Source organism: Sporobacter termitidis DSM 10068, from assembly GCF_900130065.1.
GTDB classification, from domain to species: domain Bacteria; phylum Bacillota; class Clostridia; order Oscillospirales; family Oscillospiraceae; genus Sporobacter; species Sporobacter termitidis.
In genome coordinates this window covers 133,588-154,335 of the sequence record NZ_FQXV01000003.1, presented here as the reverse complement: position 1 = coordinate 154,335, position 20,748 = coordinate 133,588, and the positions used below count along the sequence as shown (strand labels likewise).

Genomic DNA, 20,748 nt, shown 5'->3' with positions numbered 1-20,748 from the left:
TGTTTTATTTTGCCGGATCGGGGCCGGTTTCCGGGATTACACATGCGGCTGCATGGTAATATACACACTGACAAAAGGAGAAATGAAATGAAGAAGACACGAAAAATCGCCAGCCTGACGATGGTGCTCTGCCTGCTGGCGGCGCTCCTTGCCGGCTGCGCCGGTACCGGCGGCACGGAGGCGAACACCGCATCCCCGTCGGCCAGCCCCGAGGCTTCGGCGTCGGCCAGTCCGTCGGCTGAAAGCACCGGCCCGCAGACCGTGGTGGACGCCCTGGGCAACAGCGTGCAGGTGCCCGCAACGGTAAAATCCATTTGCGCCACATATCCCGCGGCGGACGCCATTGTGCTGATGCTGGGCGGCGGGGACAAGCTCGTGGCCACGACGGATTACAACGCCAAAAATGCGCTGTTTGCCCGTATGCTGCCGAAAATCACCACACTGCCGCAGCCCTTTGCCGACCTGACCGCCGGCAATGTGGAGCAGGCCATGAGCCTCGCCCCGGACGTTATCATCACGTCCGGCCAGAGCAATCTGGATATTCTTAAGAACGCCGGCCTGACGGCAGTTGCCGTTAATACGTCCAGCATCAAGGACCTCCAGTTCACGGTGGACCTCATCGGCCAGATTCTCGGCGGAGACGCCGTTCAGAAGGCCGCCGACCTCATCGACTATTATAACGCCAACATCGAGCTGTGCACCTCGCGGACCGATTCCATCGCCGAGGCCGACAGGCCCACGGTGTTTTACTCGGCCGGCGCGGTGCTCACCACCGAGGCCATCGGGTCCATCGTCACAGAATGGATCGAATTGGCCGGCGGTATCAACGTTGCTGCCGCCAACGGCGTCAAGGGCATGTTCGTGGACGTGACGCAGGAGGAGCTGATGAAATGGGATCCCGATATCATCGTCTGCCGTGACGCCGCCACAAAGGACGAGTATGCCAAGGACCCCACCCTGTCCAAGCTGAGCGCCGTGAAGAACGGCAAGGTCTACGTCAACCCCATGGGCCTGTATACCTGGTGCGTCCGCAGCGCGGACGAGGCGATCCAGCCCCTGTGGGCCGGAACCGTGATCCAGCCGGAGCTGTTTTCGGATATCGATATGGTGAAGGAGACGCGCGACTTCCACAGCAAGTTCTACGGCCTTGATCTGACCGACGATGAGATCAACGCCATCCTGTTCCCCGCGCCCTAAACGGGGAAATGGCATTTCAGCGCATCTGTCAATACTTCTGTGACCGGGCCGAAAGGGCGGGGACTTTCCCCGTCCTTTCGGCGCAGCCTGGAAAGGAGGCTTTATGAATCACTCGGAAAAAGCACAGCTCCGGCCGGCCGCCATCGCGGGCGGCAAATTTGGAAGCGTGAAGCTTACCCTGGGCGTCATACTGACCGTCATAGCGGCGTTCTGCGCGCTTTTCCTCGGCAGATATGGCCTGACGCCCCTGGACACCCTGCGGATTCTGCTTTCACAGGTGACCGGGACTGCCGACGCGTGGCCGGCTATGACGTACAACGTCATTTTCCGGGTCAGGCTGCCGCGTGTCCTCGCTGATATCCTTGTCGGCGGAGGATTGACACTGTCGGGCGCCACATATCAGGGGATATTCAAAAACCCCCTTGTCTCACCGGATCTGCTGGGCATCTCGGCCGGGGCCTGCGTCGGCGCGGCGACGGCGATCCTTATGGGCCTGGGCAGCACCGGTATACAAATCTACGCTTTGGCGGGCGGCCTTCTGGCCGTGTTTCTGTCCATGGCGATACCGAGGCTTCTGAAAAACGACTCTACGCTCATGCTGGTGCTCTCGGGCGTCATCGTCTCCGGGCTCATGAACGCGATCATCGGCATATTGAAATACGTGGCGGACGTGGATACCCAGCTCCCCGAAATTATATATTGGCAGATGGGGAGCCTGGCGAACGTCTCGCCGGAAAAGGTGCTGTCGGTATTTCCCGCCATGCTTGCTTCCGTCGTCGTTCTGTTCCTTATGCGCTGGCGGGTCAACATCATGTCCCTAGGGGACACCGAGGCGGCCGCGCTGGGCGTCAACATCAAGGTCACCCGCGGCGTGCTCATCCTCGCCTCCACGCTGCTGACGGGCTGCGCCGTCTGCATCAGCGGCATTGTGGGATGGGTGGGTCTCATTATTCCGCATCTGACCCGCCTCATCATCGGGCAGGACAATGTACGATTGATGCCCCTGTCTTTTTTCGTGGGGGCGATCTTCATGCTCTTCATCGACACCATGGCGCGGATCATCATTGCCGCGGAGATTCCGCTGTCCATACTCACCGGCGTCATCGGCGCGCCGCTGTTTTTCTGGCTGCTGATGAAAACGCGGACGCGGCTGTAGGGGAGGGGTAATATGAGTCTGCTTGAAGTTAAAAATGCGGCCTTTGCCTACCCCGCTTTTTCCGAGACATTTTCCGACGTCTCCTTCACCGTGCGGAAGGGACAGGTGTTCACCATTCTCGGCCCCAACGGCGCAGGGAAGTCGACGCTCCTCGGCTGTCTGGCGGGGCTGAACAAACTGTCCGCCGGACAGATACTGCTCGGCGGCCGGGATATCGGCGCCATGTCGCGCCGGGATATCGCAAGGCTCCAGGGCTTTGTGCCGCAAACGCTGAATTCCGTATATGCCTATTCCGTGGCCGAGTATGTGGTCATGGGGCGCGCACCCTACATCAGCTCCCTGCGTCGGCCCACGAAGGAGGATTATGCCGCCGCCTTCGAGGCCATCGAGACGATGGGGGTGGGGCACCTGGCCGCCAGGAGCTTTTCCGAGCTGTCCGGCGGCGAGCGGCAGCAGGTGGCCATCGCCCGCATTTTGGTGCAGAATCCACAGCTCATACTGCTGGACGAGCCCACCTCCGCCCTGGATTTCGGCAATCAGATCAAGGTGGTGAAAATGGTGCGGGAGCTATCGCAGAAGGGCTATTCCGTCATCATGACGACGCATAACCCGGATCACGCGGTGATGCTGGACGACACCATCGGCATCCTGGACGGGGGCGGGCACATGCGCGTCGGCACCGCGGCCGAAATCCTCACGGAGGAATGCCTCTCCGCCGTCTACCACACGGAGGTCAAGGTCAGCTACGTGGAAAAGGTCAACAGAAACGCTTGTTTGGCGGTGTTTTGATATGAAAAATGAATTAACCGTGCGCCTGCCCGGCGTGCCACCGGCGATTTTCCCGACCCTGGCGGGTATCCCCGGCCTGCAGATGCTTTTTGTGGGCCCCTTTTCCTGTACCCGCCACGGCTTATATACCTCGATCCTCCAGCTGCGGGAGCAGCTGTCCTTCCTGTGCGTCAGCGAGGCGGATGTGGTGACCGGGCTGTATCTGGACAAGACAATTCAGGCGGCCCGGGAGATTGCGGCGGAGCGCACGCCCAGCTGCATGATACTGATCACCTGCTGCCAGAACGCCCTGATCGGCACGGATTATGCCGATCTTACCGCCAGGATGGAGGAGGCCGTGCACATACCGGTCCGGTATCTGGAGGTCAACAGGCTCAATCTTTACGCCGGGCGCAAGGCCGAGACCATGAATCTGCCCACGGAGCTGCTCCGGTACGATTTCCTTGTTCCGGCGCCCAAAAGCCCGGAGCCGTCGGTAAATCTCATCGGCTCCCCCTACGGGGTGGACGGCGGCTGCGAGCTGATTTCCCTGCTGGAAAGCAACGGCGTCACGGTGCGGGAGCTGTGCGCGTGCGGCGATTTTAAGGAATACCTGAAAATGGCCTCCGCGCATCTGAACATCGTCCTGCACCGGAAGTATGATTCGGCCGGCGAATTTTTAAAAAAGAAGCTGGGTACCCCTTGGCTCCCGCTTTACGGCGACTACGACCCTGAGCTGCTGGCGGCGCAGTACGGCGGGCTGGCGCGCGCCCTCGGCGTCCCGCTGGACGCGGGCGCCTATGAAAGCGCGCTGGAGGAACGCACCGGCGTCCTGGCGAAGTCCCTGTCCGGTCAAAGCGTATATCTGGAGGGCGGCGATTCGGAGTCGCCGCTGGAGGTCTGCCGGTGGCTTTTAAGCCGTGGGGTTAACCTGTCGGGCGTGGCCCTCCATAACTTTTCGACGGTGGCGCAGGAGGCGGAGCGTGCGCTCCGGGAAGCGTGGCCCGGGTTCCGGGTCGAGCAGGATATCTATCGCCTGTCCGAGCCGGGAGAGGATATCCGCCGGCTGCGGGAGCTGAAAAGGCCGCTGCCCCAGCCCGCCGGCTTCCAGGCGCTGCACCGTGTTCTGGACGCCCTGGAAAACGCCGTGGGGGAGGTGAAAGCATGAAGGACCTTTGGCAGCGTATCCCGCCCCTGTCGCCCGACACCTCGGGCTTTGCCACCGTCATGTACGGCACGGACGGCATCGGCATCATCGACGACGTGCGCGGCTGCGGCGGCAACCATTTTACCCAGGAGGAGAGCCGCGCGGACCTGACGCGGCGGGTGTTCTCCTCCGAAATCGGCAACGAGGACGTCATATTGGGCACGCAGGGGAGGATCGTCGCGCGATTCAACCGCGCCGCGCCGAAGATACATCCGCGCTTTGCCATGATTTCCGGCAGCCCCATTTCCGCCTTTATCGGCACGGACCTGGCGGAGGCTGCGCGGGCGCTCTCCCGGGAGGGCGGCATCCCCGCCTCTTACGTGGAGCTCAACGGCCACGGCACTTACGCCGACGGTGTTTCCCGCACCCTGGTGCGCCTGGCGGAGCTCTTCACAGCGCCGCATGACGGCCCGGTAAGCGGCGTCAACGTGATCGGTGCCAACCATATCGACTGGAGTGACGCGCAGGTCTGTGACCTGGCGCCCTGGCTCAACGCGCGGGACCTTTCCGTCGTCTCCGGCTGGGGGCCGAGAGAGGTCTCGGAAAACTTCCGCAGGGCCGCCGGGGCGGCGGTGAATTTCGTCGTGACAAGCGCCGGCGTGCGCCTGGCCGAGTGGCTCCGCAAGCAATACGGCACGCCCTTTGTTCTGGGCGCGCCGTTTGGGAAGACCTGGAGCGGGCTGCTGGCACAGGCGCTGTCGGGCGGCGGCCAGCCGACCTGCCCGGCCCCGGAGGAAAAGGGCCGTAAGGTCCTGATCATCGGAGAGCAATTTTGCGCCAATGCGCTGCGGTATACGCTGATGTCGGACTTCGGCTTCCGAGATGTCAGCGCGGCCAGCTTTTTCCCCATGGAAAAAGCGCTCATGGCATCGCGGGATATCCGGCTGCAAAGCGAGGAGGATTTAAAGCGCCTGCTCGCCGAAGGCGGGTTTGACGTCGTTTTCGGGGACCCGTTCATGCGCTGTTACGCCCCTGCCGGCTGCAAGTGGATCGACCTGCCCCACCGGGCGGTGTCCGCCAAGCTGTACATGGACCGGATACCGCTCCTGACCGGCGATAATGCCGACACATGGCTGGAGACGGTCCTGTAAGCTCTGAAATCTGCTTTAATTAATTATAAGGAGACGCATCATGCGACAAATCGCCATATACGGCAAGGGCGGCATCGGCAAATCCACCACCACCCAAAATCTGTCTGCCGCCCTTGCCAAAATGGGCAAAAAGATCATGCTTGTGGGCTGCGACCCAAAGTCCGACTCCACGCGGCTTATTCTGGGCGGCGTACCGGGGACGACGGTCATGGACCTGCTGCGGCGTTCCGGCGGCGGGGAGATTGCCCTCGAGGATATCCTGCGTACAGGCTTTCTCGGCGTCAGGGCGGTGGAGTCCGGCGGGCCGGAGCCCGGTATCGGGTGCGCCGGGCGCGGGATCATCACCGCCATCGGCCTTCTGGAGGAGCTGGGCGCTTTTGACGAGAATCCGGACTATGTTTTTTACGACGTGCTGGGCGACGTGGTGTGCGGCGGCTTTGCCATGCCGATCCGGGAGGGACGCGCCCAGGAGGTCTATATCGTCTGCTCGGGCGAGATGATGGCCCTGTACGCCGCCAACAATATCTGCCGCAGCGTCGAGCGCTTTGCCGCCACAGGGAAGACGCGGCTGGGCGGCCTGATCTGCAATTCGCGCATGGTGGACGGCGAGCGGCAGCTGGTGGAGGAATTCGCCGCCGCGGTCAACACAAAGCTTCTGTACTTCCTGCCCCGGGACAACGACGTGCAGCGCGCGGAGCTCCGGCGCCAGACCGTGCTGGAATATCTCCCGGACTCGGCCCAGGCCGCCGAGTACATGGCCCTGGCGCGGGCCGTTGACGAAAACAATGCGTTTTCCGTCCCCACGCCGCTGACGAACGAGGAGCTGGAGACGCTGTTTGAAAACCACAATCCGCTCCTGTGATTAACAAAATACAAAACCGCAGGATCAAACGCTGATGCGAATCCTGCGGTTTATGTTTTCCTGTTATACCGCCACAAGCTCCTTGAAGCGGCTGAAGGACTCGTCGCTGATGGCGTGTTCCATGCGCCCGGCGTCCAGGGCGGCGACGGCTTCCGAGACGCCGAGAGACAGCAGGAAAGCGTACAGGGTGTCGTAGCGCTCCTGGACCTTTAACGCGGCGGCGAGGCCCTGCGGCGTAAAATCGATATACCGGTTATCGTCCAGGCGGATATAATCCTCCTGCGCGAGTACCCGGAGCGCGGTCGACACGCTGGGCCGGCTCAAGTTCATTTCCGTTGCGATGTCGATGGCCCGGACAACGCATTTTTCCTGTTTCAAGCGCAGAATAGTTTTTAAATAATTCTCTTTTGACGCCGTGATCCCGGCCGTTTTCATGCCCATCGCCTGCCTTTGTGTCCTGACGGATCAGTCCGCCGGGCGCCAGTGCCCGCCGTGAAAGCCGTAATCCTCGTGGCCGAAGCCGCGGCCGCCGGGTTCACCGTGATGCCCATGCGCGCCGTGGAAACCGTGCCCGCCGTGCCAGCCGCCGTGGAAGCCATGTTCCTCGTGGTCACGGTGATGCCCAAAGGCGTCTTCACGTCCGGCGTGATACTTCTCGTGCCACGGTTGGACGAGCTTGTCCAAAAGCCCGGCCAGCTGTTCCTGCTCCTCCGCGGAGAGGGGAGAGAACAGTTCAGCCGCGAAGCTCTGCTGACGGCCGGCGTTTTCGTCGATGACCGCCCGGCCCAGCGCCGTGAGCTCGACGACAGCGCTGCGCTTATCGTCCTCGTCCTTCGCCCGGGTGATCAGCCCTTTGCTTTCCAGCTTCGCCAGAAGCTCGCTGAGTGACGCCGGGCGTATTTGAACGGCCTCCAGCAGCTCCCGCTGCGCCGTGGCGCCGTTTGCCGCGAGAAAAGACAGGACGCGCCATTGCCCAGGGTGTGCTGCAAGCTCGTGGTGATGCCCTCTGCTCAGGGCATGCGAGCAGCGAAGGAGGAGAATATATAATCTCTCCGGGACGCTGCCGCCGCCGGGGAAGCTGTCGCGTAAATCGTTGCGATCCATAATAATCGTCCTTTCAAAAAAATAATTAGGTACCTAATATACTTGACAATAGCACGCACCGCGGCTGTTGTCAAGTAAAATTTTTAGGTACCTAATAAATATATTACGTTTTTCCGGACTTGGTTATTTTTCCGCAGCCTTCGCGTAATCCACGATGAAGGCGTCCGGCACCAGGCGGCCGATATTGGTGGTGCTGGAGGGCTTTGTGATGACCTTGTCCCGGTAGATCATGATCGTGCTGCTGCCGCCGTCGAGATTGGAGGCCTGAACGGCGCCGTATTTGAGCAGGATGTCCGCGCAGACACCGACCGTCGTACCCAGGCTGTAGCCGACCTGCCGGCCGTCGATCGTCAGCAGGAACACCGTGCCGTCTTCCGCCTGGCCGATGGCCGACCGGGGCTGGATGCCGAAGCCTGTGGAGCCGTCCGTCACGTTTTTGCCGTTGATGATGAGCGCGGGAATGAACTCAACGGCGTCTCTGTATTTGAGCTTGCTGGTCGACACACCGATATACAGCCTGTCGTCCTCGCTGAAGCCGATGTTCAGGTAGCCGTTTTTGACCGGCCCGTTCAGGGTTTTGCCGTTGGCGATGAGCAGACCGACCACCTGGCCGCCGTTGCCCTTCCACTCTGGGTCGGCAAAACCGCTGGCGTTGATCGCGAGAACGGCGTGGTTGTCCTTGGCGATCTGTCCCACCGTCTGGCCGACGTTCCCCAAATGCTTGGAGATGCCAAGCCGGACCTGCGCGGGATTCTTGACGATGGCCAGCTTCCCGACGTATCCTTCGCCGGTGACCTTGACGATAAGGATGCCGTTTTCGGCGTCCAGCACCACGACCTGATCGCCGTTTGTCGTATAGATGGCCGTCCCGCTGTCGTTGACGCCGCTCTTGTTGATGAGCAGCTTGCCGTAGCCGTCCGCCAGCATGTCCGGGTTCTTGGCGATATAACCGTCAAAGCTGGACTTGTCAAGCTCGTAAAACAGGCTCAGAAAGTCCGCCTTGGCCTGATCCTCCTCGGAAGGGGCCTCGCTGGGGTCCTGGGTCGAGGGCGCCGGCGTCCAGGAGCTTTGCAGGTCCTGCTGCCCCTCGATAAATCCCTCCTTGGCGTTCATGACGCCGTCGATCACGGATTTCGGGATGAACATTGTGGCCAGCCACTTGTGCGTGTAGGTGTCCATCGCCGTTTCTATGTAGAGGTCGCGCCACTTCTTAATAAACGGAATATTTGAAAATACGGCCGTGCAGTATACGCCGGCCAGCAACAAAATGACAATGCCGAATACCGCCAGCCTTTTCTTAAGCGACTTTGGCTTTTTGGCTCTTTTCTTCCTGCTGAACAGTACGACCTTTTTTTCTTTAACATCCATATCGTTACCCACGTCTCACAGGCTTTCGGGTTTCTTTATGTTTAAGACGTGCGCGCCGGGCGGAAGTTCCCCGGGCCGGGCAGTGTGATGACCGATGGTGCCGGCCGCCTCCGGTCCCGCGCCGGTACGTTTGAAAAAATCCATGTGGTCCCTCCCAGAAACTGTCTGACTTTATCATACATCGTTTCGACGCGCTTGACAACAGGAAAAGGCCGCCTGCCGGGCTTGCTGCAGAAAATGCATGAAATGCGCGGGGTTTTGTGATATTATAGATTGCCGGTCATAAATATGACGTGCAATAACAGAGAGTGGGCGATGAGAAAAATGCCGCATGAAGCACATAAATTTGACGTTGCCAAAAGAAAGAAGCTGGACGACCCGGAGCGGGTGCGGCTGCTGACGCCGCGCCAGACGCTTTTAGAGCTGGGATACCGCGAGGGTGCCAGCTTTGCCGACATCGGCTGCGGTACCGGGCTTTTTACGATCCCGGCGGCTGAAATCAGCGGCGCCGGCAGAATCTACGCCGTTGACGTTTCTCCGGAGATGCTGCGGGAGGTCTCTGAAAAATCGTCGGCGCGGGGCCTTAATAACATTGAAACGGTCCATTCCTCCGGCTATGATTTCCGCCTGGCTGACCTGACCGCTGATTTTATCCTGATCTGCGCGGTGCTGCATGAGATCGACGACAAACCGAGATTTCTCGGCGAGGCGCTGAGAATTTGCGGTCAGGGCGGTAAAATCGCGGTGATCGAGTTCAACGAGTCCGACGCCGGCTGCGGCCCGCCGCCCGATATGAGGCTGCCGGCCGGGCAGGTGAAAGAGCTCCTGAAAGGCGTCGGGTTTACCGGTATTGAGGAAACACCGGTCGGCGCGGCGTTCTATGCTGTGACGGGCGTCAGATAATTTTGTAAAAATTCACAATTTGTTCATATTTATTTCAGAGTTTATTCAAGTAGTATCGATATACTTTAGCCTCGATAACAGACGATAAAAACGAAATGAGGATTGAAGCATGAAAAGAAGAGGCATCGCGCTGCTGATCGGCCTGGCCGTTGTCACCTTTGCCCTGGCGGGCTGCGCCGGCAACGCCGATAACGGCGCCACGCCGTCGCCGAGCCCTTCGGCGTCCGACACCACCGCCAGTCCCAGCACGGAGGCCAGCCCAAGCGCGGAAACCAGCAGCAGCCCGAGCCCGGAGGCCAGTCCCAGCCCGAGCCCCAGTCCAAGCGTCAGCGTCGCGCCCGACGGCTTCGTCATGGGCAAAGTCACGACCATCGACGGCAACCAGATCACGCTGAGCGTCGTTAACCCGGCCGGAACGAAGACAATTACGGCGGATACCAATACGAGCTTTGCCGTCAGCGGCAGCACTAAGAGCGCCGCACTGTCGGATATCGCCGTGGGCGACGTGATTACCGCGACCTTAAACGGCACCACAGCGCTGAAAATTATCAACGACGGGCCGAACATCGATCCCAACCCGAGCGCCTATATCTCCCCATCGCCGTCCCCGTCGGCCGATGCCTCGCCCTCCGCTTCGTAACAACTGAAACGGCAGAATCCCCTATGACGGCAGAACCCCCTGTGATGGCGCACAGGGGGTTCGCTTTGCCAAAATTTTTGTTGATGAGCTGGCCTGCCGGTCATACAATATAGAAATAGAAAGACTCAGACTGTAGACAAACCTGTTTTCCAGATAAAAGCTTCGCAGAATTTCCGGTGCGCCCGGCGGAAGCAGGGAGCGGCTGAGCGCGCTGTATGCGGCTTTTTGCCGGCGGAGCCCGGAGGGCTTTGCCGACAGTTTGAAAGACTTCTGAAAAGGAGAAAAAATATGGACCTGCAAAATAACGAGATCACCATCGGCGCGCTGATTTCCAATGGCGCGGCCAAGGCACTTTTGAAAAAGGAATTCCCTGAGGTGGCAAATCCCCTCATGCTGCAGATGGCGAAAAAAATGACGCTGGCCAGCGTTTTGAACCTCGCCCGGGACCGGTATCCCCAGGAGAAGATCCAAAGGGTCCTGTTGGAGCTGCAGGCGCTTTAAGGAGAATCCCTGTGACCGCTGCCGGCACAGGGATTTTTGCAGTTTGCTTATTTCTTCATTTCCGCGCCGACGAGGTCGAGCTCTTTTTGGAGCGTTTCCAGGTCGTCGCGGATTTTGAGCTTTTGCGGGCACTTTTCCTCGCATTGGCCGCATTTGACGCAGTTTTTGGCCTTCTCCTTCTCGTCGAACATGGCGGTCCACCAGAAGGCGATGTCCGGCTTGTTCTCATACATGCCGTACTTGTTCCACAGGGAGAAATTCGCCGGGATGTCCACGCCGGTGGGGCACGGCATGCAGTAGCGACAGCCGGTGCAGCCGTTTTTGACGCGCTGGCGCACCTTTTCCCGGACCTTGCGGATCGCCTTGAGCTCCTCCTCGACAAGGGGCTTGAAATTCGTGAACGTCCTGATGTTGTCCTCCAGCTGCTCCATGACGGTCATACCGCTCAGAACGACCTTTGCGTTACTCAGGCTGCCGATCCAGTGCATGGCCCAGGAGGCCAGCGTCGCCCTGGGGCGGACCCGGATGAATTCCTCGGCAATCGACTCCGGCAGCATGGCCAGGGACCCGCCCTTGACGGGCTCCATGATAACGAGGGGGACGCCCAGCTTTTCGGCCAGATAATAGCCTTTAAGGCCGGCCTGCTCCTCCGTGTCCATGTAATTGAGCTGAATCTGGCAGAAGTCCCACTGGCGGTAATTCAGTATCTCCTCAAAGGACGCGTAGGCGTCATGGAAGGAAAAACCGAAATACTTGATTTTCCCGGCCTTTTTCAGCTCCTCGCAATAATCCACGATGCCCTGGTCCACGGCCAGGCGGAAGGCCTCCATGTCCAGGCCGTGCAGGAGATAAAAATCGATGTAATCCGTTTTCAGGCGGCCCAGCTGTTCGTTGAAGATTTTCTCGGCGTTGTCGCGGGTTTTCGCCATCATCACCGGCAGCTTTGTGGCGATGGTGTAGCTCTCCCGCGGATATTTAGAGAGGCACCGGGCCATAAATTCCTCGCTCTTCCCGTCGTGATAGAAGTAGGCCGTGTCGTAATACGTGATCCCGACCGCGTACGCCCTGTCCAGCAGCTCCGAGGCCGGCCCCTCGTCAATCTCGCCGTTCTCCTTCACCGGAAACCGCATGCAGCCGTAGCCCAGCCGCGACGTTTCGATACCCAGGCGCTCCCATGTTGATTTATCCAAACTATTTTCTCCTTTCGGCATTCCCCGCCGGCGGACGCGGCGGCGGCCTGTTTTATTGACCTTACTGTAAGCAAAGCGCCGCGGGATGTCAAGAGAATAAAGAAATTTGTCACTTTAAGCCCTGTTCCGGGCCCAATATGCTTTACAAGTTTATCCTTTAAGGCTATGATAACTGTAAAAGCATCCCAGAGGAGAATGGCCATGGTCCACAATTATGTCATGCGGCTGAACAATTTGCAGCGGAAAATCAGGGAAGAGGAGCTGGATGCATACCTGGTCACCGCGCAGGACAGCATCTATTATCTGACCGGCGCGACGTACGATACGGCCGAGCGCCCCTTCTTCGTCGTCATCTATCCGGACAGCCCGCCCGATCTGGTGGTACCGGAGCTGGAGCGCGCGCGTATGAAAAAGGCCCAGGGCATACGGGTGGTGCAGTCCTATTTCGACTATCCGGCCGCCCCGGGCGGCAACTGGTACGATAAGATCAACGCGCTGGTCGGAGGTATCTCGAAGCTGGGGGTCGAGCCGTCCATCCCGGCGGAGATATCCTCAAAGCTGTGGGCGCGGGACATCGTCACCTACAGTCTTGTGAGCGAGCTCCGGCTGATCAAAACGGATGACGAAATAGAAAGTATCCGGCAGGTTGCCCGTTACGCCGATAAGGGTATGGCACTGCTCGTCAAGAATATGTATAACGGCGTCTCGGCCGTCGAGCTGCTGGCGCTTTCCCGGCAGCTGCAAAAGGAGATCGTCAAAGCAGGCGATTACGACCCGCTGGACAACGAATTTATAACCGTCGGCCGGCCGGCGCCGCAGAGCGCCCAGCCCTGCAGCGTCCCCGATTACGGCGACAGGCTCCGGCGGGGGCCGCTGTCCCTGGTGTGTACGCTGCGCCTTGCCGGCTACGCCGCGGAGTGCGCGCGCACGGTGTTTCTCGGGCCGCCCTCCGGCAGCGACGCGGAGCTGTTCCATCACATGGAAACGGCGCGGGAAATCGCGTTTTCCATGATAAAGCCCGGCACGCCATGCGCGGAGATCGACCAGGCCACGCGGGACTACTTTGAGTCCCAGGGGCTGTCGGAGTACATACTGCACCGTACCGGCCACGGGTTTGGGGTGGGGAGCCATGAGGCGCCCTGGCTGAGCGCCGGCTCCAAGGATGTGCTGGAGAAAAACATGGTCATCAGCATCGAGCCCGCCCTTTACCTGCGCGACACCGGCGGCTTCCGACATTCGGACACCGTCCTTGTGACGGAGGACGGCTATGAGCCTTTGACCACGTACCCGGCCACGCTCGCGGCGCTGACGCTGAAGGACAGGCGCCCGCTGAAATCGTTGAAAGGCGGCTTCGTCCGCCGGGCGGCAGGTGCGTAATATCGGCACCGAATTAAAATTGAATGTGTGTTCAAAATATAAAATCACGGGTATTGCTGAGGAATGCCTCTGCGGCTGTTCATGCTGCGGGGGCTTTTTTGCGCCCGTTTATTGCGAATCTGAGCGCCCGGCCCTGTTTTCGCGTATTTTTTAACCGCCGCCGTGCTCAAGAAAAGGCGAAATCTGCCGATAATCATTACAAAACAAAACAGGAACGCTTGAACGCGCAAAGGAGGTGCCGCATGGACGCGATCCCATCAGGCCTCACATCGGTGACACCGATACTGCCGGAGACGATGCTGGTTGCCGGAAAAGGCGGCATCAACGGCCCGCCGGTCGAAATCATACCGCTGCCGGACAACAGCTTTATGTCGGACGGCGCGATGGCGGAAATGCTTAATAACCCGTTTACACTGGATCTCGATATCAAGGGCTCCGACGGCGGCGACGAAGCGGACGTCGGCAGTCCGGCCGGCGGCCGGGCGGGCGCGCCCACCGGCGGAATGCCGCCGGCAGAAGAGCCGGCGCCGGGCGCGGCCGGCAACGCCTACGAGCTCAGCCTTGGGGGCGGAGAGGAGGTCCCAGCCGCCTCTGGGATGGCCCTTGAGCTGGCACGGGCGAAAAATTACGAGATGCTGGGAAAGGCCGCGCCGCGGCAGATATACCGCAATCCCGACACCCAGCCGGCCGAACCGAACGCGCCGGGCGCGCCGAATAAAACGAGCGCGCTGATCAGCGGCAGCGTCAGAAACCTCCTGGAGCAGCTCGTCGGGCAGGAAGAGATATTTACGCGGGCGGCGTCCCCCGAGCCGGAGCTGCCATGGGCGGCGGCGCCGGAGGACGCGCCAGGCGCCAAAGCGGGTGCGGGCGAGGTGCTCCGGCAGGCCGGGCAAGCACCCGTACCGGCCCGGACCGAGGCGCCGCAGAGAACGCCGGTGTTTCTCACGCCGTCGGATTATGAGGCGATCTTCTCGCTGGAGCCCGAGCTCCAGGAGACACTGATCAATATGCTCGGCGAAGGCGGCATCATCATCGCGCCGGCCGAGCGGAAAAGCGCGGCCGGCGTACCGGTTGCCGGACGGAATATTTCAAATGAAACCGGGCCTGAGAACAGCATCCCCGGCAATAATATGGTGGAGGAGAGCGCCCCGGGAAAAGGCACGGCCACCATCACCATGTCCGTCCAGGGCAGGGAGGCGGACATTCGGGCGGCGTTTCTCGGCCAGCCGGTGGCCTCCGCGGCGCGCCTGCCGGATTTCCCGCCGCGCACTATGCCGCCCGCGGCCGTGCCGGGCGCGGCGGCAACGGAACCGGCGTTCACCGACGCCCGGATTTTTGACACGGACGACGGGGCCGGGCGCCTCATGGCCGCCCTGCTGACCGGCGCCGCCGCACGGGACATTATGCCTGAGGGCAATATGGCAAACCTCAAGAAAATCACGGAGCTGCCGTATTCGCTCTATCTCTTCGGTCCTGCGGCGCCCGGAAAACGCCCCCCGGAGGAAGAGGAAGAAGAAGCGGCACCGTCGAAGGGTGAGGCCCTCAAACCGGCCGGTCAGGCGGACTATCTGAAACGGTCGGAGGCCGTCAAAATGGCGGCGGTCCTTCATAACATTTATCACGGCGGCAGCGGGAGCTTCCCGGAGGAGACGCCATGGTACGCGCCCTACGTGCGCTACGCCGTCCGGAACGGCATCATCAAAAGCGGGGAATTCGATGACTTCAGCGCCTTTGCCACCAGAGCGGAGACGGCTTACATTTTCTCCGGCTGTGTGCCGAGGGAGGAGCTCCCGGCGCTCAATGACGCCCCGGCACTGTCCGACGTGGAGAAAAACGCCGGATACGGCGGTTCTGTCTATCTCCTTTACAGAGCCGGTGTTTTTGCCGTGAGCGACGGGGCAGGCAGATTCCGCCCGGAAGGACTGCTCACCCGCTCGGAGGCCGCGACGATCGTCGGGCGCATCGCCACCCCCGCCGACAGAAAGAGGCTATAGCAGACAGAAAAAGCACCTGCTTCCAAATGCGGCAGCAGGTGCTTTCGAGCCTTAGTTAACGCTTTTTACATCTTTTCCGGCGCGGTCACGCCGAGGATGCCGAGGCAGTTCCGGATGACGACGCGGACGGCGTCGGCCAGCTTCAGCCGCGCGGCCAGAAGATTTTCCTCCTCGCCCTTGATGCGGCAGGCGTTATAGAACCTGTGGAAACGGGCGGCCAGCTCGATGACGTATCTGTTGATGCGTGACGGGTCGTAGTCCCGCGCGGCCAGCTTGATTTCCTCCGGCAGGAGGGAGAGCTGCTTAATAACGTCGCGCTCTGTCTCATGCGCCAGCAGGGACGCATCGACGCCGGCGATGGCGGAGACGTCGTGGCCCTCCGCACCGAGGGCCGATAAAAGGCTGCAGATGCGCGCGTGGGCGTACTGGACGTAATAAACCGGGTTTTCGCTGTCCTGGCGGACGGCCAGGCCCAGATCGAACTCCAGGTGTGTGTCCGGCTTGGCGTTGAAGAAAAAGCGGCAGGCGTCGACGGAAATCTCGTCCAGCAGATCGTTCAGCGTCAGCGCCTTTCCGGTCCGCTTCGAGACCTTGACCGTCTCGCCGTCCCGGACGAGGCGCACCATCTGCATGATGACAAAGTCGAGGCGGCTGGGGTCGATGCCCAGGGCCGGGGACGTCATCGTGGATTTGAAACGGATGGCGTGGCCGTGGTGGTCGGCGCCCCAGATGTCGATGACCCGGTCGAAGCCGCGCTCCACAAATTTATTGCGGTGATAGGCGATATCGACGGCGTAATAGGTATAAAACCCGTTGGCACGGCGGAGGACCTCGTCCTTATCGGCGCCGAGCTCCATGTTTTTGAGCCAGACGGCGCCGTCCTTTTCATAGGTGTAGCCCTGGTCGGAGAGGAGATTTACCGTTTCGGCAACGTAGCCGCTCTCGTGCAGCGTGCTCTCCAGAAACCACTGGTCAAAATTGATGCGATAGCGTTCCAGGTGTTTTTTCATCAGGGCGATATTATACGGCAGGCCAAAGGAGACGAAAGCCCTGACGCGCTCGTCCGCGCCGGCCGTCACGTATTTGTCCCCGTCGCGCTCCCGGATGAGCTGGGCCAGCGCGCGGATATCATCTCCGTGGTAGCCATTTTCGGGGAATTCATAGTTATCCTCGCCGAGGCAGAGCTGCATGTACCGGGCCTCGATGGATTTCCCAAAGAGCTCCACCTGATTGCCCGCGTCATTGACATAAAACTCGCGCCAGACCTGATAACCGGCTTTCTCCAGCACCGCGGCCAGCGTGTCGCCCAAAACGCCGCCCCGGGCGTTGCCGATGGTCATCGGGCCGGTGGGGTTGGCCGAAACGAATTCGACCATGACCCGCGCGCCGCCGCCGACATCGCACGCGCCGTAGGCTTCGCCCTCCGTCTCGACCGCGCGGAGCACGTCTTTATACCACTTGTCCGACAGGGTGAAGTTAATAAAGCCGGGCCCGGCCATGTTAAAGCGGCCGAAATAGCTGCCGGACAGGTCAAGCTGCGCCGTGATCGCCTCGGCGATCTTGCGGGGGGCCATCTTCATGTTCCGGGCGGCGGCAAGGGCATGCGTCGCCGCGTAATCGCCGTTTTGTGTGTCGCGCGGGATCTCCACGGCGCCGCTCAGAACATGGCCGGCGGGAAGACTGCCCGCCTGGACGGCCTTGTTATATGCGTCGCTCATCAGCTCGTCGATTTGCGACTTTGCTGCATCGATCAGGTTTGCCAATGGTACTCTACCTCTACTTTACGTTGATCTTAAATGAATTGCGGCTCATGGCGACGTTGTCAACATCGATGACGTAATGAATTTCAAGATCGCCGCCGTTTTCATCCATCTGGTGTGTGACGCTTTGCGTATCTATGCCCATCATGAGCGAGCCGTACGCCGTCTCATAGACGAAATGATGCTTTCGCCCTTCGCTGAAGATCATTTCTCCGTTCAGGCCGCCGGCCCTGATCAGGACGACGCGGCCCGGCTCCACGACAAAGGAGGTTTTCATACCGGCATAGCCGGTCAGCTCGCTTTCCATATAACTGAATTTCGCCACGCCGTCGTCCAGGGAATATTCGCCGTCGGTGACAAGCTCAAAGCTCTCTTCGTCGGAATACTGCGCTGCTTGGAAACCTTTGATAGAAATCAGGGCTTTTTTCATAAATTCGATATCCATTCAAAAAACTAGAACATGTATATAAACAAATGATTGTGGGCACTATGGTCATTCAAAAAGAGTCCTTACTATGATATGCCATAATACCTGCAAAAGCAAGTATTATATTACAGTTTAAACTGCCGTGAATTCCGCGCCGTACGGCATAACGCACGGCCGGGGCGGCTGTGCCGCATGGCGTATAGCATCGCTGTTTTCAGCGAAGATATACAATAATAGGGCAAGTCAAATATAATAATATGAGTGGAATTTTTGAATGGAATTTGCTATACTGTAGAGACAAAGACAATTATAGATGCTGGGAGGGCCAAAATGAATATTGAACTGACAGAAAAGGAATTTAGGCGTCTTCTGGATATGGTTTATATCGGAAACTGGATACTGAATTCCACACGAGGCACCGACCGCTTCGAAGATTACGATCATGTGGAGAGTCTGCTTTTCTCGAAATGCGCAAAAGCCGGGATGGACACACTGTTCGAGAAGAGAGACGGGCAGGTCGTCCCTTCCGTCGCTTTTGAAAACGGCGGCATCCATGAGGCGATTGCCGACTATGAGGATACGGTTTTCTTTGAGATTTTGGCCGAGGAGCTTGCCAGAAGGGATATGGACTTTGAACCGATCGGCCCGGAGAACTTTAACGAATTGACGAGCCGTATCGACGAATATATCGAGGAGTTCGAACAAAACGGCATGGACAATATCGTCCTCGAAAGATAAAGCGCCGAATGATCATTATGCCCTGAAGCGGATGACGGAAGTCATCCGCTTTTTTACGGTCTTTCGATATTTCCCAATGGTGCGCCGACGAGTGGGAGAATGGTTTTTTAGGTAAAAATTACAAACAGTAAACAAATGTTTACAAAATGGTGTCAACACGATATAATTACCTCAATAATAAGCCGGTGCGCTCTATGAATGTGCCCGGATCGGAGGTATAATATGAAGCGAAAGATATCGCTTTTTGCCGTTTTTGTACTGCTGCTTGGATTATTCGCGGCGCCTGCCGCGGCGGCGGCGGGCCCTGTCGTCAGCCTTCGGGTGGAGGGCATGGACAAGACGCTGTACTATAACAGCACGCTGGCCGTGAAGGATACCGCATCAGCGACGCTGCGCGGCGTGCTCGACAGCTATAACGACCTCGCCGGCGTACCGGTGATGACGGTGTCCGCCGGCGGGAACGCGCGCGTCACCGCGGTCGCCGACCTGAAGGAGAACAGTCGAGGCAGCGATGCATGGATGATCCTGCTCAACGGGGAAAGCGTGTCCGAGGGGCTGGACACTACAATGGTAAAGGCCGGCGATGAGATCGTCGTCTATTACGGCGACCCGTCGCGCATCCAGTATCCGGAGATCGACCTTAGACGGATGCTTTCCGACGGCGTCGTCAAATTCACAAGCCGGGACTTAACACAGGGGAATACCGAGGGCTCGGCATTGCCGCAAGTCCCCGTTGCCGGAGCGACGGTCGTCTGGGACAGCATGGAATATCAGACAGACGCGAGCGGCGAGATCATCATCGACTCCACCGGAGCCGGCATCCCGCACACGGTGTCCATCGAGCGGTATGACGAGAGCGGCCTGCCCACGGTGCTGCGTTTCGCCCCGGGGTATTCGGTCAAGTGCTATGACGACGTGACCCAGGGTAACTGGTTCTATGACGCGGTGACGTTCGTCTCGGATAAACAGATGATGAAGGGTGTGACGGAGGCCAGCTTTGCGCCCGGCGCGCCGGTGGATAAGGCCATGTTCATCACGGTGCTGGGCCGGATGGAGGGCGCCGACGTGGATCAGGCGGCGCAAACAGGCTTTGCCGACGTTGTCAGCGACGGCTGGTCGGCCGGTTACATAAAGTGGGCGCTGGGAAATGGGCTTGCCGCCGGCAACGGCGACGGGACCTTCGGCCAGTATCAGGTGATTTCAAGGGAACAGCTCGCCGTCTTGCTGTACCGTTTTGCCGGCCTGCTTGGTTATGATACGGATGTGGACGGCAAGGATTTGTCGGCTTTTGCCGACGGCGGCGCCGTCACAGCGTATGCCGTGCCGGCGATGACGTGGGCGGTGGCCAACGGGCTCGTTACGGGCGCTCCGGGACGCCTTGACCCGCAGGGACAGGCGACGCGGGCCCAGGCCGCCGTGCTCCTCCAGAGATTTATCACGGAATTTATGCCGTAAAAAATAAAAAGCGTGGGGATATGGATATGGAGAAAAAGATTGTCAGGCTGAAAAAGCTCAGGCCGGACGCCGTCGTCCCGGCCTACGGCTCGCCCTTTTCGGCCGGTGCGGACCTCTGCGCCTGTATCGACGGGCCGGTGACGGTCGCGCCGGGCGAGACCGTCATGGTTCCTACGGGCCTCATGCTGGAGCTCCCGGAAGGACACGCGGGCCTCGTCTGCGCCCGCAGCGGACTGGCGTCCAAGCGTGGGCTGGCGCCGGCCAACAAGATCGGCGTCATTGACAGCGACTATAGGGGAGAAGTGATCGTGGCACTGTTCAACCACTCCCGGGAGGCGCAGACGATCGTCCCGGGGGAGCGGGTGGCGCAGCTTGTGGTCACGCCCGTCGCCGCATGTGTTTTCGAGGAATCGGCGCTTTTGAGCGAGACGGCACGCGGCAGCGGCGGTTTTGGCTCCACGGGACGCGTGTAGCCCATAATGATAAAGTTTAATAATTTATCCTTCGGGGGTGTAATTTTCTCATTTTATATCGATAAAAGAAATGAGTACGTTTACACTGGAGGGTAACATATGACTTGGAAGGATAGTTTTTCAATAGGCATCCCGGAGATCGACAAGCAGCACAGAGAACTGTGCGACCAGGTCGATAACCTTTTTGACGCCTGCACGCGCGGGAAAGGCGCCGACGAAGTGACGAAGGTGCTGAATTTTCTTGAAAAGTACACGGTAAAGCATTTCGCTGATGAAGAGGCGTTCCAGCTGAAGATCAAATATCCGAAATATCAGCAGCATAAGGCCAAGCACACGGATTTCATCAATCAGGTGGCAAAGCTGAAGAAGGAAGCCACCGAGGGCGGCGTCAATATTGCCATGGTCATCAAGATCAACCAAGCCATTTCAGACTGGCTGATCGAGCATATCAAGAACACCGACAGCGACCTGAAGAACTACGTGCATTAATAACAAAAACAGCCGCTTAATGCCCGGAATCAGCTTTTAAGACAGTCA

22 protein-coding genes are annotated in these 20,748 nt (G+C 59.4%); 15 read left to right on the top strand and 7 right to left on the bottom strand.

Annotated features, from left to right (window positions below):
* Nucleotides 1-87 precede the first annotated feature (87 nt).
* The 6 genes from BUB60_RS06025 to nifH all read left to right on the top strand — a co-directional run bounded on the left by BUB60_RS06025 (nucleotide 88) and on the right by nifH (nucleotide 6,281).
* The gene (locus BUB60_RS06025; protein ID WP_073076761.1) at nucleotides 88-1,197 is read left to right on the top strand and encodes an ABC transporter substrate-binding protein; all 1,110 of its coding nucleotides are present in this window, start codon (nucleotides 88-90) and stop codon (nucleotides 1,195-1,197) included.
* Nucleotides 1,198-1,300: 103 nt separating this feature from the next.
* Nucleotides 1,301-2,353, top strand: a complete 1,053-nt coding sequence (locus tag BUB60_RS06020) for a FecCD family ABC transporter permease (protein WP_084726290.1) — start codon at nucleotides 1,301-1,303, stop codon at nucleotides 2,351-2,353.
* Between the two features lie 12 nt (nucleotides 2,354-2,365).
* Entirely contained in the window at nucleotides 2,366-3,142 is a 777-nt protein-coding gene (locus tag BUB60_RS06015) for an ABC transporter ATP-binding protein (protein WP_073076760.1), read from the top strand.
* Between the two features lies 1 nt (nucleotide 3,143).
* Nucleotides 3,144-4,289, top strand: a complete 1,146-nt coding sequence (locus BUB60_RS06010; protein WP_073076759.1) for a nitrogenase component 1 — start codon at nucleotides 3,144-3,146, stop codon at nucleotides 4,287-4,289.
* A complete protein-coding gene (locus BUB60_RS06005; protein WP_073076758.1) occupies nucleotides 4,286-5,419 on the top strand; it encodes a nitrogenase component 1 in 1,134 nt (377 codons plus the stop codon). Before BUB60_RS06010 ends, BUB60_RS06005 begins: the two co-directional genes overlap by 4 nt.
* Nucleotides 5,420-5,459: 40 nt before the next feature.
* Nucleotides 5,460-6,281 carry a nitrogenase iron protein gene (gene nifH / locus BUB60_RS06000; RefSeq protein ID WP_073076757.1) on the top strand — a complete coding sequence of 274 codons (822 nt, stop codon included), beginning with the start codon at nucleotides 5,460-5,462 and terminating at the stop codon, nucleotides 6,279-6,281.
* A gap of 63 nt (nucleotides 6,282-6,344) precedes the next feature.
* On the opposite strand, the gene BUB60_RS05995 is transcribed toward nifH, so the two are convergent.
* From BUB60_RS05995 to BUB60_RS20750, 4 genes are all read right to left on the bottom strand, one after another.
* A complete protein-coding gene (locus tag BUB60_RS05995) occupies nucleotides 6,345-6,716 on the bottom strand; it encodes a metal-dependent transcriptional regulator (RefSeq protein ID WP_073076756.1) in 372 nt (123 codons plus the stop codon).
* 30 nt (nucleotides 6,717-6,746) lie between these two features.
* Nucleotides 6,747-7,385: a MarR family winged helix-turn-helix transcriptional regulator gene (locus BUB60_RS05990; RefSeq protein ID WP_073076755.1), complete on the bottom strand. Its 639-nt coding sequence runs from the start codon at nucleotides 7,383-7,385 to the stop codon at nucleotides 6,747-6,749.
* Nucleotides 7,386-7,508: 123 nt separating this feature from the next.
* Complete coding sequence (locus BUB60_RS05985) at nucleotides 7,509-8,753, bottom strand: phosphodiester glycosidase family protein (RefSeq protein ID WP_073076754.1); 1,245 nt, start codon at nucleotides 8,751-8,753, stop codon at nucleotides 7,509-7,511.
* Between the two features lie 15 nt (nucleotides 8,754-8,768).
* A complete protein-coding gene (locus BUB60_RS20750) occupies nucleotides 8,769-8,897 on the bottom strand; it encodes a hypothetical protein (RefSeq protein ID WP_278277468.1) in 129 nt (42 codons plus the stop codon).
* Between the two features lie 180 nt (nucleotides 8,898-9,077).
* On the opposite strand from BUB60_RS20750, the gene BUB60_RS05980 reads away from it, so the two are divergent.
* The 3 genes from BUB60_RS05980 to BUB60_RS05970 all read left to right on the top strand — a co-directional run bounded on the left by BUB60_RS05980 (nucleotide 9,078) and on the right by BUB60_RS05970 (nucleotide 10,797).
* Nucleotides 9,078-9,656 carry a class I SAM-dependent methyltransferase gene (locus BUB60_RS05980; RefSeq protein WP_073077036.1) on the top strand — a complete coding sequence of 193 codons (579 nt, stop codon included), beginning with the start codon at nucleotides 9,078-9,080 and terminating at the stop codon, nucleotides 9,654-9,656.
* Between the two features lie 109 nt (nucleotides 9,657-9,765).
* Complete coding sequence (locus tag BUB60_RS20095) at nucleotides 9,766-10,296, top strand: hypothetical protein (protein WP_073076753.1); 531 nt, start codon at nucleotides 9,766-9,768, stop codon at nucleotides 10,294-10,296.
* Between the two features lie 288 nt (nucleotides 10,297-10,584).
* Entirely contained in the window at nucleotides 10,585-10,797 is a 213-nt protein-coding gene (locus BUB60_RS05970; protein WP_073076752.1) for a hypothetical protein, read from the top strand.
* Nucleotides 10,798-10,844: 47 nt separating this feature from the next.
* Here BUB60_RS05970 and BUB60_RS05965 read toward each other — a convergent pair whose 3' ends face one another.
* Nucleotides 10,845-11,987, bottom strand: coding sequence for an aldo/keto reductase (locus BUB60_RS05965; RefSeq protein ID WP_073076751.1), 1,143 nt, complete (start codon nucleotides 11,985-11,987; stop codon nucleotides 10,845-10,847).
* 201 nt (nucleotides 11,988-12,188) lie between these two features.
* Between BUB60_RS05965 and BUB60_RS05960 the strand changes: the two genes are divergently transcribed.
* Both BUB60_RS05960 and BUB60_RS05955 read left to right on the top strand, forming a co-directional pair.
* Nucleotides 12,189-13,364, top strand: coding sequence for a M24 family metallopeptidase (locus BUB60_RS05960; protein ID WP_073076750.1), 1,176 nt, complete (start codon nucleotides 12,189-12,191; stop codon nucleotides 13,362-13,364).
* A 242-nt stretch (nucleotides 13,365-13,606) separates the two neighbouring features.
* Nucleotides 13,607-15,358, top strand: a complete 1,752-nt coding sequence (locus BUB60_RS05955) for an S-layer homology domain-containing protein (RefSeq protein ID WP_073076749.1) — start codon at nucleotides 13,607-13,609, stop codon at nucleotides 15,356-15,358.
* 65 nt (nucleotides 15,359-15,423) lie between these two features.
* On the opposite strand, the gene argS is transcribed toward BUB60_RS05955, so the two are convergent.
* Entirely contained in the window at nucleotides 15,424-17,121 is a 1,698-nt protein-coding gene (gene argS, locus BUB60_RS05950; RefSeq protein WP_073076748.1) for an arginine--tRNA ligase, read from the bottom strand.
* 13 nt (nucleotides 17,122-17,134) lie between these two features.
* A complete protein-coding gene (locus BUB60_RS05945; protein ID WP_073076747.1) occupies nucleotides 17,135-17,548 on the bottom strand; it encodes a YwiB family protein in 414 nt (137 codons plus the stop codon).
* A 327-nt stretch (nucleotides 17,549-17,875) separates the two neighbouring features.
* On the opposite strand from BUB60_RS05945, the gene BUB60_RS05940 reads away from it, so the two are divergent.
* The 4 genes from BUB60_RS05940 (at nucleotide 17,876) to BUB60_RS05925 (ending at nucleotide 20,700) form a co-directional block, all read left to right on the top strand.
* Nucleotides 17,876-18,283: a hypothetical protein gene (locus BUB60_RS05940; protein ID WP_073076746.1), complete on the top strand. Its 408-nt coding sequence runs from the start codon at nucleotides 17,876-17,878 to the stop codon at nucleotides 18,281-18,283.
* A gap of 222 nt (nucleotides 18,284-18,505) precedes the next feature.
* Nucleotides 18,506-19,738, top strand: coding sequence for an S-layer homology domain-containing protein (locus BUB60_RS05935; protein WP_073076745.1), 1,233 nt, complete (start codon nucleotides 18,506-18,508; stop codon nucleotides 19,736-19,738).
* A gap of 26 nt (nucleotides 19,739-19,764) precedes the next feature.
* Nucleotides 19,765-20,211, top strand: coding sequence for a dUTP diphosphatase (gene dut, locus BUB60_RS05930; protein WP_073076744.1), 447 nt, complete (start codon nucleotides 19,765-19,767; stop codon nucleotides 20,209-20,211).
* Between the two features lie 99 nt (nucleotides 20,212-20,310).
* Entirely contained in the window at nucleotides 20,311-20,700 is a 390-nt protein-coding gene (locus BUB60_RS05925) for a bacteriohemerythrin (protein ID WP_073076743.1), read from the top strand.
* Nucleotides 20,701-20,748 lie beyond the last annotated feature (48 nt).

Excerpts from the sequence above, each read along its gene's own strand:
- BUB60_RS06025 (WP_073076761.1), top strand. The coding sequence starts at position 88 with ATGAAGAAGACACGAAAAATCGCCAGCCTGACGATGGTGCTCTGCCTG.
- BUB60_RS06020 (WP_084726290.1), top strand. The coding sequence starts at position 1,301 with ATGAATCACTCGGAAAAAGCACAGCTCCGGCCGGCCGCCATCGCGGGC.
- BUB60_RS06015 (WP_073076760.1), top strand. The coding sequence starts at position 2,366 with ATGAGTCTGCTTGAAGTTAAAAATGCGGCCTTTGCCTACCCCGCTTTT.
- BUB60_RS06010 (WP_073076759.1), top strand. The coding sequence starts at position 3,144 with ATGAAAAATGAATTAACCGTGCGCCTGCCCGGCGTGCCACCGGCGATT.
- BUB60_RS06005 (WP_073076758.1), top strand. The coding sequence starts at position 4,286 with ATGAAGGACCTTTGGCAGCGTATCCCGCCCCTGTCGCCCGACACCTCG.
- nifH (WP_073076757.1), top strand. The coding sequence starts at position 5,460 with ATGCGACAAATCGCCATATACGGCAAGGGCGGCATCGGCAAATCCACC.
- BUB60_RS05995 (WP_073076756.1), bottom strand. The coding sequence starts at position 6,716 with ATGAAAACGGCCGGGATCACGGCGTCAAAAGAGAATTATTTAAAAACT.
- BUB60_RS05990 (WP_073076755.1), bottom strand. The coding sequence starts at position 7,385 with ATGGATCGCAACGATTTACGCGACAGCTTCCCCGGCGGCGGCAGCGTC.
- BUB60_RS05985 (WP_073076754.1), bottom strand. The coding sequence starts at position 8,753 with ATGGATGTTAAAGAAAAAAAGGTCGTACTGTTCAGCAGGAAGAAAAGA.
- BUB60_RS20750 (WP_278277468.1), bottom strand. The coding sequence starts at position 8,897 with ATGGATTTTTTCAAACGTACCGGCGCGGGACCGGAGGCGGCCGGCACC.
- BUB60_RS05980 (WP_073077036.1), top strand. The coding sequence starts at position 9,078 with ATGCCGCATGAAGCACATAAATTTGACGTTGCCAAAAGAAAGAAGCTG.
- BUB60_RS20095 (WP_073076753.1), top strand. The coding sequence starts at position 9,766 with ATGAAAAGAAGAGGCATCGCGCTGCTGATCGGCCTGGCCGTTGTCACC.
- BUB60_RS05970 (WP_073076752.1), top strand. The coding sequence starts at position 10,585 with ATGGACCTGCAAAATAACGAGATCACCATCGGCGCGCTGATTTCCAAT.
- BUB60_RS05960 (WP_073076750.1), top strand. The coding sequence starts at position 12,189 with ATGGTCCACAATTATGTCATGCGGCTGAACAATTTGCAGCGGAAAATC.
- BUB60_RS05955 (WP_073076749.1), top strand. The coding sequence starts at position 13,607 with ATGGACGCGATCCCATCAGGCCTCACATCGGTGACACCGATACTGCCG.
- BUB60_RS05945 (WP_073076747.1), bottom strand. The coding sequence starts at position 17,548 with ATGAAAAAAGCCCTGATTTCTATCAAAGGTTTCCAAGCAGCGCAGTAT.
- BUB60_RS05940 (WP_073076746.1), top strand. The coding sequence starts at position 17,876 with ATGAATATTGAACTGACAGAAAAGGAATTTAGGCGTCTTCTGGATATG.
- BUB60_RS05935 (WP_073076745.1), top strand. The coding sequence starts at position 18,506 with ATGAAGCGAAAGATATCGCTTTTTGCCGTTTTTGTACTGCTGCTTGGA.
- dut (WP_073076744.1), top strand. The coding sequence starts at position 19,765 with ATGGAGAAAAAGATTGTCAGGCTGAAAAAGCTCAGGCCGGACGCCGTC.
- BUB60_RS05925 (WP_073076743.1), top strand. The coding sequence starts at position 20,311 with ATGACTTGGAAGGATAGTTTTTCAATAGGCATCCCGGAGATCGACAAG.